Raw genomic sequence first — 14,941 nt, 5'->3', positions numbered from 1 at the left:
ACTCGTGTTGCTCTTCTTGCTCACTACCTGGAACTGCTTCCTCCGGGACCGTCCATCCCAGTATCAGGCTGTCCAGGCCGCAGGGGGAACTTCAGCAATAGCGTCACCCCAACGAGCGACAGCCCGTCGCAAACACGTCGGCGAACCACATCGCCTGAGACCAGAAGTGAATCGGACCAGATCACCTGAGACGCGGACCAGGTCGCTGGAGACGGGACAGCTGGGGTGTTGCAGCGATCGGGCCGCGTCACTGACCTGTGCCAGCGAAGTGGGGACGGTTGTCACCGAAACTGGGACAACGTCATTTGTGACAGCGAACATGGGCCGCCACAGGTCAGTGGCTCTCGGCACTCGGCGTCGAGCCGGCCTTGGTGCATCGGCGCAGGGGTGCTTGACGGAGCAGGTTTCAGGTTTCTGGGTGCGTACAGGTGTCGTTTCGCGATGGCTTGGGATGCCGGGTACCGAACTGTCCGTAAACGGACTGTCACCACAGGTTGCCGATTTGGGAGGGTCAGGGGGTACCTCGACCCTGTCCGGGTTGGGGGCGTCTCATCCCTGAAAGGGGTTGCTGTGGCGTCTGAGTCGTTGTCCCAGAGTGAGCGCCTGGTCGACGAGTTCCCGGGCGCGAGCGGCGATGCGCAGCTGGTAGCGGGAGTAGCGGCAGTGCCCGCCGCGCGGAGCGCAGCGGGGTGATCAGGCGGGCCTCGCCGATGGCGCGGAGGAAGCCCTGGGTGGTGCCGAGAATCTCGGCGGCCCGGCCCATGGGTGTAGGCGGGAAAGTCATTGTCGTCGAGACGGCCGAACGAGTCGTCTGCCGTCATCGCACCTCTCTGTGGAACACGTGGAGGGGCCCTGGCGCCTATGGCGCCAGGGGTGTTCGACAGTGAGGTAGTCACCCTCGAACAGTGATAGGTGCCGGAGCAAGCCGGGTAATGGGCCGTAGCCGGGGCACAAGCCCCGGGGCAGACAGGACCTGACATCGACGATCCAGAGACGGGGTTACCTGATGGATATGACGAGCGTCAAAGTCGCAACCCTCCGCTCGGCGACATCCGTAGCCGGCGCACGCGACAGTGCCTGGGACTTTCTCGAAGGGCTCGTGCCGGCGCTCGCGTCTGAGGCCGCCGACACGGTGGTCCTGGTCGTCTCGGAGCTCGTCACCAACGCCCTGCGCCACGGCAGCGGCACCTGCACCATGGACCTGACCGCGCACCCCGACAGCATCGAAGTGGCCGTCCACGACAACAGCCCGCGGGCCCCGCGCATGCGCACCCCCGACCTGAACGGCGGCACCGGAGGCTTCGGCTGGCCCATGGTCAACCGCCTCGCCCACACCACCGCCGTCACCCGCCAGGCGAACGGCGGCAAGACCGTGAGCGCACTACTCGATCGATAGCGCCAGGGCGCCGGCGCAGCTGGTCAGCGGAGCGGATGGCGGTGGCGGCCGGAGCGCCGCAGGTGCATGACCAGGTAGACCAGGGCGGCGGCGAACACCGCGATGCCGATGAGCAGCAGGTAGAGCAGTCCTTCGGCGACGGCGCCGATGATGCCCAGGATGATCGCCGCGATCACGAGGATGAGGAAGAGCGTCATGGGTCAGGCACCTCCTGGATGGGCCGTTCAGCGGCGGGCGAGCTGCCGCTCACCGTTCGCGCCGGGCTGGTAGGGCAGGCCGTAGTGCGCGAAGACCGCCGCTTCGTCCTCGGCGGGCAGGACGTTGTCCGTGCCGATCGACGGGCACTTTTTCACCAGCGACTTGTCGTAATCGACTTTGACGTACCCGGGGCCCGCGATCGCGCCGGCCAAGGGGACGAAGACCAGGTGGTGGCGAGTGGGCACGCCGACCTGGACGGTGGCCATGGCCGGCTCGTCGGTGCTGGTGTCCACGTAGACGGCTTCCATCGTGCCGATCTTGTGGCCGCCCGCGTCGACGACGTCGTGGATCCGCCACTCACGGATATCCGCGATCTGGATCATCCCGGGTCCCTTCGCACGGCGGTGTACCCGATCGGTGCCCTTCTCAGAGTTTAGGCGGTTCTATCCGGTATAGGGCCATGCTGTCGTGATACCGCCTACGCTGAAGGCAGGCACCGCCCTCGGAAGTCTGGGAGGTGTGCCGTGTCCCGCACTCACCGCTTCCACCTCGATGAGGTTCCCACGGCCGGCCTGTGACCCTCAACCCCGACGAGCTGGTCAACGCCGACCTCAAGCACAGCCTGCCCAGACACACCGAGCCCGGGACCAGGCCGAACTCGCCGCCGAGACCCGCCGCTTCTTCCGACGACGGCAAGTCAGCCCCACATCGTCCGCGGCTACTTCGGCGGCCCGCACGTCCGCTACGTCCTGGACGATAACCCCATGAGTTTCTGATCAATAGTCGCGGGGCGTCAGCTACTCGATTCGTATGCCGCCTGCTTTTGCTGGTTCTCGGCGGGCTCCTCGATGCGGGTGCCGTTGCGCAGATACGGGCTGGCGAGGGCTGGCAAGATCGCGAGGATCGCGAGAAGAGCCAGGCCGATGCCGAGGATGATCGGTACGCGGAGGCCGAACTGCGGGATCAGTGCCGAACCGACGGCTGAGCCGATGATGACTCCGAGGGTGATGAACGAGGCGTGCACGGTGTTCACCAGTGGCGCGCTGCTACCGGCTCGCTGAACGCGAACGGCCATCGCCGGGTTCATCGTCACCCCCACCAGGCCAATACCCATCATGAATGCCAGCGCCAGTGGTGGTGCGTCGGTGAAGAGCGCGAACCCGGACAGGAAGAGCACGTTGAGGCCGGTACCGACCAGGAGCGTGGAGATGGTGTGCCGGTCCGCCAGGCGTCCCACGATGATGTTCCCGATCAGGGTCGTGGCACCGTAAGCGAGCAGGAGCAAGGGCACAGTGCCTTCGGAGAAACCGGTGACCTGAGTGAGGATCGGAGTGAAGAAGCTGAAAGCCGAGAAAGTCGCCCCGATGATGAGGGTGCTGGAGATGAGCGCAAGCAGGAAATGCGGCCTGCGCAGCACCGCGAACTCCGAAGCGGTCGACGCCCGGGTCCGGGTGTGGTCGTCGGCTGGTGCGGCAGGGTTACGCACGACCCGCAGGGTCAGAGCGGCAGCGACCAGGGTTGTCAGGGCGATCGCCCAGAACGCGGACTGCCAGCCGAGCCGGCCACCGATGAACGTCGCCAAGGGCAGGCCGAGCAGGGTCCCGAGCATCAGTCCGTTCATCACAACCGCGACCGCACGGCCGCGTATCCGCTCATCGACCAAACGGACGCTCATGGACACGGAGATGCCGAAGAAGGCCTGCGCTGCCACCCCGCTGACGATCCGGGCGATCACCATCATCGGGTAGCTCGTGGCCAGCGCGGCAATGAGGTTGCCGACCAGGAACACGGCGAAGATGAGCATAAGAGCAGTTCTTGGCGGAATGCGTAGCAGGGCGAATGTGAGAATCGGTCCGCCGACAGTCATCGCGACGGCGAAGATCGTGACGAGGTAGCCGATCTGTTCAATCCCCGCACCGAGCCCTTCGGCGAGCTGGGGCATGAGGCCGGCGACGGAGAACTCGCTGGTGACCATCGCGAAGACGCCAGCGGCGAGAACGTACACCGCAGGCGGGACCGCTTTCGTCGCGGCCGGAGTAGGGGTGGTCAACATACCAACCTTTCTGTACTTTGATATCCAAAATGAAGGCATGGCTAAGCTCGCCGTTGCGGTGTGTTCACTCAGGCGAGCAGGGAGCGCAGCCCGTCGAGGGCGACCTGGCGCAGAGTTTCGAGATCGACACCGGCCTGCGCGGTCACCCGCAGACCGGAGACGACCGTGGTCACGACCAGCGCGCCGCGTTCCGGGTCGGCGTCCGGCGAGATGCTTCCATCTAGCTGCCCCGCCCGGATGGCGTCGCCAAGAAGTGCCAGGCGTTCACGCAAGTCACGGTCGAGAATGCGGGCGATCCGCTCATCACGCTCGCGCAGATCAGGATTCATGAAGGCGTGGACGACCATGCAGCCGGCCGCATGATCCTCGCTCCGAGCCTCCCGCTCCTCGGCAATCACCACGTCAAGAAGCGCGCGAAGCCGGTCGCCACCACGAAAGTCGGAGCTGGCGAGGATCGCGGTCTGACGTTCGCGGATCGAGCCCACGTAGCGCTCCAAGGCGCGCACGAACAACTCATCCTTGGAGATGAAGGTGTTGTAGAGGCTGCTACGCCGCACCCCGGCCGCCTCGCACAGCTGCTCGGTTGAAGTGCCCGCGAAGCCATGCACCCGGAACTGCGCGGCGGCAGCATCGAGCACGGCGGTCTCATTGAACATGCGCGGTCTAGCCATGCGAACAACCCTAGCAGGTTATGGATTTGAGAGTACATAACCATCTGAGATCGGCCCAGTTATCCCCTCATGCGAGAGGAGCTCGACCTCGCGCGCTGTTCGTCGACCCTGCCGTCTCAGCCCGGATCCACCGGCTTGATGCCTGTGGATAGTTTCTCCGGAAACGAAGAAGTGCCTTGTGACCTGCGATGATGGGGTTTCTCTAGGACCACATCAGGCACGATCAGCAAGGCACTTCCGAGATGCAATCTTCCCATGCCGCGACGGCTGTCTCATCCGCGTTCGATGACCGGAACCTGATCGCGTACGGCGGGCTGGAGCCGGTGGTGCGGCTGGCCGAGCGGTGCGGTCTGCCAGCTCTGGCCGACGAGTTCATCAGGCTGCCCGCATCGAAGGACGGCACCGGCGCCTTCCCCGCCGCGAAACTGATGTCGCTGGTGGGCGGCATCGCCGCGGGTGCCGACAGCATCGACGACATGGACCGCCTGCGGCACGGCGCGATGGGCCGCCTGTTCGCCGGGGTCCGGGCCCCGTCCACGCTGGGATCGTTTCTGCGCTCCTTCACACACGGGCATGTGAGGCAACCGCACGCCGTGGCCCGCCGGTTCCTGCCCGCACTGGCCCGTCATACCCCACTGCTGCCCGGCGCGGACCAGATCGCCTACGTGGACATCGACGACACCATCCGCCGCACCCACGGCTACGCCAAACAGGGCGCAGGTTACGGATACAGCAAGGTCAAGGGCCTCAACGCGCTGCTCGGCATCGTCTCCACGCCCCTGTCCGCCCCGGTGATCACCGCCACCAGGCTGCGCAAAGGACCGTCGAACTCCGCACGCGGCGCGGCGGCGTTCGTCGCCGAGACCATCCGTACCGCCCGCGCCTGCGGCGCCAGTGGCCTGCTGGTGATGCGGGCGGACTCCGCGTTCTACGGCGCCGACGTCATCAACTCCTGCCGGGCCCTGGGCGCGCGGTTCTCCGTCACCGTCCGGATGAACGCCTCCGTCAAGGCCGCGATCGCCCGCATCGGCGAGGACTCCTGGACGCCGATCAAGTACCCCAAGGCGGTCTGGGACGAGGAAGGCCAGTGCTGGACCTCAGACGCCGAGATAGCCGAGGTCCCCTACACCGCGTTCACTTCCAAGCCGAAGAAACAGCAGGTCACCGCCCGTCTCATCGTGCGCCGCGTCAAACGCCTGGGCACTGGCACCGTCCCCGCGGGGCAGGGCACGCTCTTCGACACCTGGCGCTACCACGCCGCGTTCACCGACTCCCCGCTCTCCTTGAAGGACGCCGAGCGTGACCACCGTCGTCACGCCGTCGTCGAGCAGGTGATCGCGGATGTCAAGAACAGCGCCTTCGCCCACGCGCCATCCGGCCATTTCCAGGCCAATGCAGCGTGGCTCGCCCTGGCAGCACTGGCGCACAACCTCACCCGCGCCGCCGGCACCCTGGCCGGAACATTCCATGCCAGAGCGACCACCGCCACCATCCGTGACCACCTCATCAACGTGCCCGCCCGCCTGGCCCGCTCCGCCCGCCGCCTCACCCTCCACCTGCCCCAACACTGGCCCTGGAGTGAGGACTTCGCCCAGTTGTTCAGCACGGTGCATGCACCGCCAGCCCTCTGACGCTCCCTGACCGACCCGCCCGAAAGGGCCGAGACCTGTGGACAAAGTGGAAGAGCTGGGTAGACCAGCGGCCACCCCATGCCCGAATCCGCAACTCAGCCCCGACATAACCTGCGCGACCCCGAAACGATCAACCGGGAATCAAGCCGGTGGATCCGGGCCCAGCGGAGGGCTCAGAGGGAAAAAAGCAACACGCGATGCGAACCCACGAGATATCGCACACAAGGGCCAGCGCCCGGGAGACGTGCGTACGGTTGTACCCGCCGCAGCCACCGCCGCCGCCGCCGGATCGGCGGCTCGTGGCCGGGAGCGGACGGAGACGGCCGTTCCCCGGTCCGGGAGCGCCTCCCGCGGGCATAATGACGGGGTCGTCCGGCGCGGGGGAGAAGCCGTCGGCATGTCAGATTCCAGCTCCGAACGGCGGGTCGGGCATCCCCCCTGCCCTCCCCGAGCCGGAGGGACCGCCATGCCCGACGAGACGCCACAGGCCGACCAGCTGCCCGACCCCGCCCGGTCGGCCTTCGAACTGAGCGGCAGGCTGGTCACATCCGGACGGTACGAGGAGGCCCTGGCGGCGACGGACCGTGCCGCGCGGCTCTTGCGGGAACGGATCACCGGTGCCCGGACCGGCAGCCCGGATGACGCCCTGAACCCGGCCGCCTCACTCGCCTACGTCCTGCTCTTCCGCTGCCAGGCGCTGGCGAAGCTGGGCCGCTGGGAGGAGTGCCTGCACACCGCCTCAGAAGCCGTCGACCTGGGCCGCGGGCAGTGGGCCGACGGGCACTTCGCCGCGCCGCTGGGCGCGACCCTGCTGGCCCTCGGCATGGCCATGTGGGGACTAGGGCGTCCGCGGGAGGCGGTCGCCGTGACCCGGGAGTCCGTCGGCCTCTACCGCGAACTGGCCCGTGTGGACGCCTCCTACCGCCCGCAGCTCGGCTGCACTCTCAGCCAGCTCGGCGTGGTGCTGTCCCGGCTCGGACAGCACGCCGAGGCGCTGAAGGTCACCAAGGAGTCCGTCGCCCTGTACCGGCGACTGCCCTCGGCGGACTCGGCCGCCCACGCCCCAGGCCTCGCCCAAGCGGTGAACAACCTGGCCGTCCGACAGTCGGCACGGAAACAGAAGCGGCGGGCACTGAGGAGCGCCCAGGAGGCCGTGACGCGCTACCGCCATCTGGCGCAGGCCAACCCGGCGATGCACCGCAGGGATCTGGCGATGGGACTCAACAACGTGGCCCAGATGCACTTCAGCCGGGCGGAGGCGCTGGCCGCCGCCCAGGAGTCGGTCGCCATCCTCCACGAGCTGGACCAGGCCGAACCCGGAGTCCACGGCGCGCTCTACGCCGACGCGCTGTCCCGGCTCGCGGCGGCGCTGGCCGACCTGGGACGGCTCGGGGAAGCGACAGAGATCACCCCCAGGGCCCTGGCGATGGCACGGGAGCAGGCCGCGATCAATCCCGTGGCACGACGGGGCGACCTCGCCCTGGCACTGACGTTCCACGCCCGGATACGGGCCGAAGCCGCGATCGACCTCGCCGAGGCTCTGACCGCCGTCACGGAGGCAGTCGGCCTCATGCGTGAACTCGCGGACGAGATCCCACAGCTGTACGCCCCCGTCCTCACGGAGTACCAGGCCCTGGAAGGCCGGCTGAGGGCGATGACGCCGCCGCCCAGCGACCGGTAGCGACTCCGCCCTACTCGCCACCTGCGCCGTCATCTACCTCACCGTCGGCGAAACCGGCTTCGCCGGCGTCATCACCGCCGTCGCCGGCCGCTACGGAACCCTGCGCATGCGTCGCTGACCCATCCGCAAGCGGCCGAAGGGGCTCCGGCCGGACCCGCCCCAGCGCCGCCGCTCTGCCCGGTCTCACTCCCCCGCCGCACGCCCGCACCAGGGCCGGAAGGGGGCGGCGGCCCGCCGATGCAAGCAGACCGGCCAGTGTCCGGGACAGCCCAGCCCCGCCGCTCTGCGGCCGGTGGGTAGGGGTGCAGGGAGCCGTACCCGTGTCCGTCCAGCCCCCTGCCACGCGACCAATCCCCAGAAGGAGTACCAGCCGCGGCACTTCGCGTAACGCGCCCAGGGCGATGGGGACACGCACCTGGATCCGGTAGCCGACCGGCTTCACGATCCGGTCGCACTTCTCCCTGGACGCCGCCTCGACGCTGTCGGTGCGCAGTCAGGGGTGCGGCCGGTCTTCGGTCCTCGGCCTCCGCTCGTCACAGGCCGCCTCCGCAACCGCCTCCACCTCCGCAGCCGCCTCCGCTCCCGCACGCGCCGCCCAGCCCGGGGGCCGCCGCGTTGCCGCCGCCCGTGTGGCTGCGGGGGCGTGCGGGCGAGGACTTCAGTGCGGCCAGGGCGGCCGGTCCGCTGGCCGCGCCGATCCCGTCCAGGGCGACCGCGCGGAGCGTCCGCGCTGTCTCCTCATCGTCCGGGGCCGTCGCCGCCGGGGCCGGTGATGGCCGCCAGCTCCCGTCGGCGCGGGCCTCGTCCCTGCGCTGTCGGCCCGCCGTCGTGGCGTACCGGTCCCGTGTTGGCGGTCCGGCGAACATACTGATCAGCCCCGTCACCAGGGCGAGCAGGAGAAAGGCGACCGCGGGCCGTCGGCCGGTGCCCTCCCCGCTGACGTTGTCCGCCACGATGGCGGCGACGCCCGCCAGGAAACCGAACCCGAGGACGACCGGCTGGACCGGTACGGTGTGCCAGGCCCGCCGCAGCAGCCCGGGGCCGACGGCCAGGCCGCGGGCTGCCAGGGACCGCTCGATATCGATGGCGGCGGCGGAGCCGGCGGTGAGGTCCCGGAGTTGCTCCAGCGGGCGGGGACCGTCGGCGAGAGCCTCGACCACGGCCGCCTGTACCGGGTCCGCCGGCGGCTCGCTGTCCGGCAGGCCGTCGCCGTCCGGCAGGCCGATTCCCGGGGCCCGGCCGGTGTCCCGGACCACCACCAGGCCCGCCGCATACGCTGCGGTGACGGCGGTTTCGGCGACGCGCGGGCGGCCTCCGTGGAGGTGCGCCGCCTCGTACAGGCCGAGCGGGGCCGTGTCCGTGGACCGCGTCCGGTCCCTTGTCAGGCACACCCGTACAAGGGTGACGGCGAGGACCGGCACCGCGGTCCCGAGGAAGAAGAAGACCCACATGGCTGCCCCCCCGTGGACTCCGTGCGGCTGCCCCCGACGAACATCCCGCGCCCCCGTCCGAGTCTGGAGCCTCCCGGGGGGCCGGGGCAAGAGCCCGTACGGACGGGGAACGGACCGTCGCCGACGTCCCACCGGTGATCACCGTCCTCGGACGTAGGGGCCGCAGTGCCGACGGAGCGGGAAGCGGTCCGGACACTGTGGACGCAGTGCCACAAGCGTGCCCGTGGGCGGGGCCGTCTCGAGTTCCGGCGGATTCCTCCCCGCCCGGGCCGGGTACCCATGCGGTACGGCGTGCAGGGGGCAGCCGTTCGGGCAGGGGGGCCGGCTCATGGCGGTGTTCGGGGTGCGTGTCGCTGCGTCGGGTGCGGTACTGGTGGGGATTCCGGCCGGGTCCTACTTCGCGGCACGGACCGTCTGGGAGAGTCCGCCCAACAACCCGTGGACGTTACTGCTGGCCCTCGCCGTACTGGCGCTCCACTGGGCGATTGCCATCCTGTGCATCAAGTCGGGCGAGGACATCGGCGTGGCCGGCGCGGTGTTCATGGTCGTCCTGAGCCTGGCGTGGCTGGGGCTCGTCAACGTTCAGGGGGACATGCGGGACGACCAGCGGATGCACGACCAGGGCGTGAGCGAACAGGCCGTGGTCGCGCAGCTGGTCCGCACCTCGGACCCGTTCGGCGGGGTCAAGAACCAGGTCACGGCGATCGTCGTGCGGCTCCCCGGCGGCGGATGCACGAGCCTCGAACTCAAGGGTGCCCCGGTGCCGCGGCTCGGGGAGTCCATGCAGGTCACCTGGGACCCGGGCGGCCGGATCCCGACCCGGTTCGGCGGCCGCCCCGAGGCCCCCGGCAGCGGTCTGGCTACGACATTCCTGGTCTTCGTGCTCGTACTCACCCTGCTTCCCGCCGCCGGCGCGGCGGTCTTCACGTACGAGTGACTCGACTAATAGGGAAAACGGCCAGCCGGCTCACAGGAACGCGCTCGCCGGTCGAGCCGCCCCGCCGCAGAAGGCGACGCGGCCATAGTGCCCGTCATACAAGGTGAACGGCTGGGGATCCGGGCGGCTTGCGCGGCTGGTCCTGACACCTGACGCTGACACCACCGCGCGCGGCGGGGGCCACCCCCCGGTGCAGATCCGGTGGGGGCGGAGCACGTCAGGTCTCAGGACCCGGGGCCGCCCCCGGGCAGGCCCAGGAGAACGGTCAGGGCCAGCCGGAGGCGGTGTGCATTCCCGGCCCTTCAACGACCGGACACGCCACCGGATACGCGCCCGGCCGCCTGTGCGAACTTCGCGTTCTACGCACCCGGCCGGCCCCGCGAATCCGGGGCCGACGCGTAGCCACGCCCGCGTGCCCGCGCGAGAGGCGGCGGTCCTACCACTGGCGGCCGGAGCCGGCTCCGCCGGCACGGAGCTGCGCATCTCTCACCAGATGACAGTGTCTCTGGGCATCGTCGTCACCGCGGCCGCCGAGGGATGCGCAGCGTGAGCACCGGAATGTACAACGCGGACGCGTACGGCCAGAAGCTGGCCCGCGTTCGGCCGGCACCGGCACGAGGCGACGACCGCGGGGTTCACGGTGTTCGCGGCCCTGGCCGCCGTCGGGGTCCCGCCCGCGCAGGCCGACGAGCTCGTGTCGCAGCTGGAGGCCGGGGCCGCCGCCAGGGCGTACACATGGATCTCCGAGAGCAGCGCCCCGCACGGCTCCGAGCCGCGCTTCGAGAACGGCTGGGCTGAGAGCGTCCGTACGGTCGTCGGCGACCTTCTGCGCATCGCCGACACCACCGCCGCCCAACGCGGGCGGGCGGCGCCCAGCGCCCTGCTCCTCGCGTCGAAAGCACGTCACCACCCCGGCCGGTGAACTGCCGGGGCAGACAGCGACCGGTCACACGGACTCTTCCGTGCGACCCATCGCTGTGGGCACTCAGGGTGTGTCGCCGGACCTGTCCCATCGGCGCCGCCCACCGGGGCTCGGCTCGTCCAGCGCCTATCCGTCTGCACGGCCTGTCCAAGTTCCGTCATCAGTGCGGCATCGGTCTGAATCCCGTCCGCTCGTTCACTCGTTTGCCGGGTAACCAGGGCGGGTGCGGGGGCAGGCTGGTGGGATGAGCGGGATAAATGTGCGACGGGTGTACGGCAGCGACGATGACGAGCGGTGCGGGCCGGCCCCGGGGCACACGTACGTGGACCTGGTGGGCGGCCCTCTCGACGGGCAGGTTCTCGACGTCGCCGGCTGGTCCTGTGAGCAGCTGGCGGAAGGTGCGCTCCTGATCACGGACCGGGGCTTGTACGGAGCCGGCGGCCGGGCACTCTACTCCCCCATCGAGGCTGATCCCCAAGGCCCGTTCCTGTGGCTCGGCGACACTCCCTGACCCAAGTACACCGGTGGGGCGATGCGGGCCGGTAACCGTCAGGGGCGATGCACCTCACCGCCGCCCAGTACTTCGAGCGCGAGGGACACCTGACGGAGCCCCGCAAGCACGGCGTTGAGCCGGCATGAGACCAGGCGCAGGGCTGGCGTCCTTGAAGAACATCGCGGCTGCTCACGATCCGAGGGTTCGCACACAGGGTCATCACCCCGTAACGGAAGGCTTCCTTCTTCTTGACGCGGTCACGGGCGGCGCCCACGCTGTAAGCACTACAGGGGGGGCACATTATGGGTAGCAATGAGGTGACTGCGGCGTCCGGGCGGCGGATGCCGGGACGGATCAAGTTCGCCGTGGCAGGGGTGTGGCTTCAGGGCCTGCTCAACGCTGCGGGTGCGGTGCTGATTCTCTCCCTCGTGGCCGACCAGGTCGACCACGGCCAGGAGGAAGGCACCGGCCTGCTGCGCGCCCTTGCCCTGGTGTCGCTGGCCGTCGCGGGAGTGCTGATCGTCTCAGGCTTTCTCACCCTGGGCCGCTACGCCTGGGTGCGCCCCGTCGTGATCACGGTAGAGGTTCTGGTCGTATTGAGTGGGCTGGTCACCCTCTTCTCCGGCGGCGGCCTGACATCTGTGCCTGGGATCGCGTTGGCTGTAGCGGTCATTGCGGTTTTCGCCTCGGAGGACGGCCGCGCCTGGTTCGACCGCTGAGCCACTGGGCTGTCGTCTAGGGTGCGTCTTCAAATTGATCTTGCCCAGAGCAGGAATGATGCGGATGAGGCGACCACCCTTCGGCGGCACCCGTGCCGGGCGGCTCCGAGCGTCGTACACCGTGCCCGCTTCGGGGCCAGCCCTCGCCGACCAAGAGTCGCGGGATTCGATGTACGTGCTGCTGGGCCCCGAGTCCAGCTGTGACGGCATCCAGGCGGGGCCGGCTCTGGCCTTCGGCGGGGCGGGCAGAGGGGAGCCCGCCCCGCCGGAGATGCCGGGCCGATCAGATTCAGACGCAGATGCTGCCCGCGCAGACGCCGACGTTGACCGGCAGGACGGTGATGCCGAACTTCGACAGGTACGTGGAGATCGCGGCGGTCTCCAGCTTCAGGAGCTGCACGGTGACCGGGGCGTTGACGTTGTTGTCGGCGACGTTGGCCAGGGCCACCTGAAGGTCGTTGATCTGGGTGCCGTTCAGGACGTTGAGGTCTCCGATGTTCACGGTGGTGCCGTTGAGGACGTTGTTCACCGTGATCAGACCGGAGCAGTTGACGGTGTGGTTGGGACCGCCACCCACGTTGGAGCAGGAGTACGGGTGCGTGGTGCTGGTCGGCTGGGCCGCTGCCGGCGCGACGGCCGCACCGGCCAGGGCCGCGGCGAGAGCGGTCGCGGTCGCGAAACGGGCAAGCTTCACAGTCATCTCCTTCGATGGCCCACCAGGGCCCGGACGGGCCCTGGTGGACGGGGTTCCTGCGGGACGACGGCAAGTCTTCTGGGGCCCCAGGCATAGTCCAAGGGGCTATCCGGCCCGGCGCCGCCACGACGGGCCCGCAGCCGTCCCGGCACGCAAGGTCCGCAGGCCACAGCCTTGGCACTCTGTAACGTCACGGATACTTGTGGTCACCTTTCGGTCTGGGTCGTCAGACGGTCGGGAGCTGCTCCTCGTGCCTGCAGCGCAGGTCCAGACCGGAAGGAGACGGCGCAGCACCCGGCGTATACCGGCCGCACTCCATGCTTCAACCACGTCCGGAAACCTGTGCTCGGCCCCGCTCCGGGTGGACAATGCGACCGGGGGTGGGCGCATGTGGCTTGGACTGGCCGTCGGCGCGTGGGTTTTGATGGGGGCCGCCTTAGTCGGCTGGGGATTGGCCCTGCTGCGGTTACGCCGGTACCGGGCCGTGCCGCCCGCGAAGCCGCCGGTCCTGGGGGTGTACCCGCACGCGTTCCTGTGCGGTGGGCCGTACTGGACGGCGCAGACCGCTCTCGTGGCCCTGCATATCGCGGGCCGGATCGCCGTGGTGGACGGCCGGATCGTGCGCACCGCCTCGACCGCCCCTCCCCCGACCCACCTGGTCGAGGCGGCCGCCCTGATCGCCTGCCTGCCGGGACGGGCCGGTGAGGCCCAGCGGGTCGAGCGGCGGGTCGAGCGGAGCGAGGCCGTGCGGCGGGTCGAGCGGAGCGAGGCCGTGCGGCGGGTCGAGCGGAGCGAGGCCGTGCGGCGGGTCGGCGACGACCTGGCCGGGAGCGGCCTGATCACATCCCCCCGACTGCTGGCGCGGGTCGATTCCTGGAGCATGACCGTGGCCCTGGTGGCCGGAGCGGCGGGTGTGCTCCTCGCGGTCATGACGGTCCTGTGGGAGCTGCGGCACACCGGCCAGACGAACCGAACTGGGGTGATCATCGTAGCCGCGTTTCCGTGCGTCCTACTTCCCGTCGTGGTGAAGCCGCCGCCGGCCGGGCGCACCGCTGCCGGGCTCCGGGCGCTGCAGGAACAGCCCCCGCCAACGGGCCGGAACGCGGTGTTGCTGCACAAGGTGGCCGCCGAGGGCCTTCGCGCGCCCGGCGTGCCGGAAGACCTCGCCCGGGCCCTGCGCCGCCCGGAGCCTTCGACTTTCCAGCCCAGCGGCGGTGCCGGCCTCGGTGGCCTGTGAGGGTGTGTCGTCAAGCTCGAGCTGGCGCACCACTGACATCTACTTCGCGCACGACAGGCGCCGGAAACTGTCCGATCGGGGCGGCACGTCCCACATACCCGTCCCGCTGCTCCATCACATCGGCCGGTTCCGGGACGGCTTCCGTGCTCCGGGCCATGTGGCGGGCCGCCGTCCCGGAACCGTTCGTTTCCGGGACGGCGACACGCTGCCGTGTACGACGGAGCCGCCGCGACCACCGCGGATCATGTGCGCCCGGTGACCTCCCCGGGCCAAGCGCGTTGGAGAACACGTGAGTACCCAGCCGGGCGCAGGAGCCGGCGCCGGGCCGGGCCGCGCGGCGGGATCGGCCGGTCAGGGTTGGGCCACGGGCGGCCCCGCCGACATCGCCCCCTACGTCCGCCGCATCATCGAGATCGTCCAGGCCGTACACGACTGGGTCACCCCGAAGTAGTCCCCGCATGGAGCCGGTCCGGACCGGCGCCATGCGCGGCCCTGTCCCGTGGCAAAGCCGGCGCGGGGCACAGACCCCGGGCGCGGCAGGGCACCTTTCACGCTTCGGCTCAACGGGTAAAACCTGAGCTCGGTGATTGTCACTGGCAGAGTCGGTTGAGCTGGTGAATGAGACCGGTCGAAGCAGTGTGGCCGCCACCAGCGAGACACGCGTCTTTGTCAGGAATGCTCATTCGGCTCCTGATTGTCAGGATGTACTGCGGGGGCCAGGTGCTCGACGCGGACGCCACCGGCGATGTCGCGTGGCTGGGACCCTGACGGACACGGGTACAGGCTCACTGCACCCCTCACGCAACGGTCACCGGTCACAGAGCGAGGGGGCCGTGTTGTCCCGGACACCTGCCGGTC

15 protein-coding genes and 2 pseudogenes are annotated in these 14,941 nt (G+C 69.5%); 10 read left to right on the top strand and 7 right to left on the bottom strand.

The genetic code is table 11. The features are described from left to right. Positions 1-603: 603 nt before the first annotated feature. Positions 604-821: pseudogene (locus ACFWTC_RS37035) on the bottom strand (MerR family transcriptional regulator); the annotation flags it as partial. 185 nt (positions 822-1,006) lie between these two features. Here ACFWTC_RS37035 and ACFWTC_RS37030 point away from each other — a divergent pair. Next, positions 1,007-1,396, top strand: coding sequence for an ATP-binding protein (locus tag ACFWTC_RS37030; RefSeq protein WP_384030319.1), 390 nt, complete (start codon positions 1,007-1,009; stop codon positions 1,394-1,396). A 23-nt stretch (positions 1,397-1,419) separates the two neighbouring features. Here ACFWTC_RS37030 and ACFWTC_RS37025 read toward each other — a convergent pair whose 3' ends face one another. Together ACFWTC_RS37025 and ACFWTC_RS37020 are read right to left on the bottom strand one after the other, a co-directional pair. Beyond that, the gene (locus tag ACFWTC_RS37025; protein WP_384030321.1) at positions 1,420-1,593 is read right to left on the bottom strand and encodes a hypothetical protein; all 174 of its coding nucleotides are present in this window, start codon (positions 1,591-1,593) and stop codon (positions 1,420-1,422) included. A 27-nt stretch (positions 1,594-1,620) separates the two neighbouring features. Next, a complete protein-coding gene (locus ACFWTC_RS37020) occupies positions 1,621-1,977 on the bottom strand; it encodes a PRC-barrel domain-containing protein (RefSeq protein WP_384030323.1) in 357 nt (118 codons plus the stop codon). A gap of 197 nt (positions 1,978-2,174) precedes the next feature. Here ACFWTC_RS37020 and ACFWTC_RS37015 point away from each other — a divergent pair. Continuing rightward, positions 2,175-2,370, top strand: a pseudogene (locus ACFWTC_RS37015) (IS630 family transposase); the annotation flags it as partial. A gap of 17 nt (positions 2,371-2,387) precedes the next feature. Here ACFWTC_RS37015 and ACFWTC_RS37010 read toward each other — a convergent pair. Beyond that, on the bottom strand, positions 2,388-3,647 hold the full coding sequence (locus ACFWTC_RS37010) for an MFS transporter (RefSeq protein WP_384030325.1): 1,260 nt from the start codon (positions 3,645-3,647) through the stop codon (positions 2,388-2,390). Between the two features lie 68 nt (positions 3,648-3,715). Beyond that, on the bottom strand, positions 3,716-4,303 hold the full coding sequence (locus ACFWTC_RS37005; RefSeq protein ID WP_384030327.1) for a TetR/AcrR family transcriptional regulator: 588 nt from the start codon (positions 4,301-4,303) through the stop codon (positions 3,716-3,718). Between the two features lie 257 nt (positions 4,304-4,560). Here ACFWTC_RS37005 and ACFWTC_RS37000 point away from each other — a divergent pair, with 257 nt between their 5' ends. Together ACFWTC_RS37000 and ACFWTC_RS36995 are read left to right on the top strand one after the other, a co-directional pair. Continuing rightward, positions 4,561-5,949 carry an IS1380 family transposase gene (locus tag ACFWTC_RS37000; RefSeq protein WP_384030329.1) on the top strand — a complete coding sequence of 463 codons (1,389 nt, stop codon included), beginning with the start codon at positions 4,561-4,563 and terminating at the stop codon, positions 5,947-5,949. A gap of 466 nt (positions 5,950-6,415) precedes the next feature. Beyond that, positions 6,416-7,630, top strand: a complete 1,215-nt coding sequence (locus ACFWTC_RS36995) for a tetratricopeptide repeat protein (protein ID WP_384030331.1) — start codon at positions 6,416-6,418, stop codon at positions 7,628-7,630. Positions 7,631-8,163: 533 nt separating this feature from the next. On the opposite strand, the gene ACFWTC_RS36990 is transcribed toward ACFWTC_RS36995, so the two are convergent. Then, complete coding sequence (locus tag ACFWTC_RS36990; RefSeq protein ID WP_384030333.1) at positions 8,164-9,081, bottom strand: TIGR04222 domain-containing membrane protein; 918 nt, start codon at positions 9,079-9,081, stop codon at positions 8,164-8,166. Between the two features lie 343 nt (positions 9,082-9,424). On the opposite strand from ACFWTC_RS36990, the gene ACFWTC_RS36985 reads away from it, so the two are divergent. The 4 genes from ACFWTC_RS36985 (at position 9,425) to ACFWTC_RS36970 (ending at position 12,152) form a co-directional block, all read left to right on the top strand. Further along, positions 9,425-10,018, top strand: a complete 594-nt coding sequence (locus tag ACFWTC_RS36985; RefSeq protein WP_383927280.1) for a hypothetical protein — start codon at positions 9,425-9,427, stop codon at positions 10,016-10,018. A 640-nt stretch (positions 10,019-10,658) separates the two neighbouring features. After that, positions 10,659-10,940, top strand: a complete 282-nt coding sequence (locus ACFWTC_RS36980) for a hypothetical protein (RefSeq protein ID WP_383927277.1) — start codon at positions 10,659-10,661, stop codon at positions 10,938-10,940. Positions 10,941-11,184: 244 nt separating this feature from the next. Beyond that, positions 11,185-11,451 (top strand): hypothetical protein, encoded by a 267-nt coding sequence (locus ACFWTC_RS36975; protein WP_384030335.1) that lies wholly within the window; start codon positions 11,185-11,187, stop codon positions 11,449-11,451. A gap of 284 nt (positions 11,452-11,735) precedes the next feature. Then, positions 11,736-12,152 (top strand): hypothetical protein, encoded by a 417-nt coding sequence (locus tag ACFWTC_RS36970; protein ID WP_384030337.1) that lies wholly within the window; start codon positions 11,736-11,738, stop codon positions 12,150-12,152. Between the two features lie 289 nt (positions 12,153-12,441). Here ACFWTC_RS36970 and ACFWTC_RS36965 read toward each other — a convergent pair whose 3' ends face one another. Beyond that, positions 12,442-12,846, bottom strand: coding sequence for a preprotein translocase subunit TatB (locus ACFWTC_RS36965; RefSeq protein WP_383927269.1), 405 nt, complete (start codon positions 12,844-12,846; stop codon positions 12,442-12,444). Positions 12,847-13,234: 388 nt separating this feature from the next. Between ACFWTC_RS36965 and ACFWTC_RS36960 the strand changes: the two genes are divergently transcribed. Further along, the gene (locus ACFWTC_RS36960) at positions 13,235-14,083 is read left to right on the top strand and encodes a TIGR04222 domain-containing membrane protein (protein ID WP_384075051.1); all 849 of its coding nucleotides are present in this window, start codon (positions 13,235-13,237) and stop codon (positions 14,081-14,083) included. A 289-nt stretch (positions 14,084-14,372) separates the two neighbouring features. Further along, on the top strand, positions 14,373-14,534 hold the full coding sequence (locus tag ACFWTC_RS36955) for a hypothetical protein (RefSeq protein WP_384030343.1): 162 nt from the start codon (positions 14,373-14,375) through the stop codon (positions 14,532-14,534). Positions 14,535-14,941: the final 407 nt, after the last annotated feature.

Source organism: Streptomyces sp. NPDC058619 (genome assembly GCF_042717785.1).
GTDB lineage: Bacteria > Actinomycetota > Actinomycetes > Streptomycetales > Streptomycetaceae > Streptomyces.
This window is presented reverse-complemented; position numbering and strand designations above follow the sequence as displayed.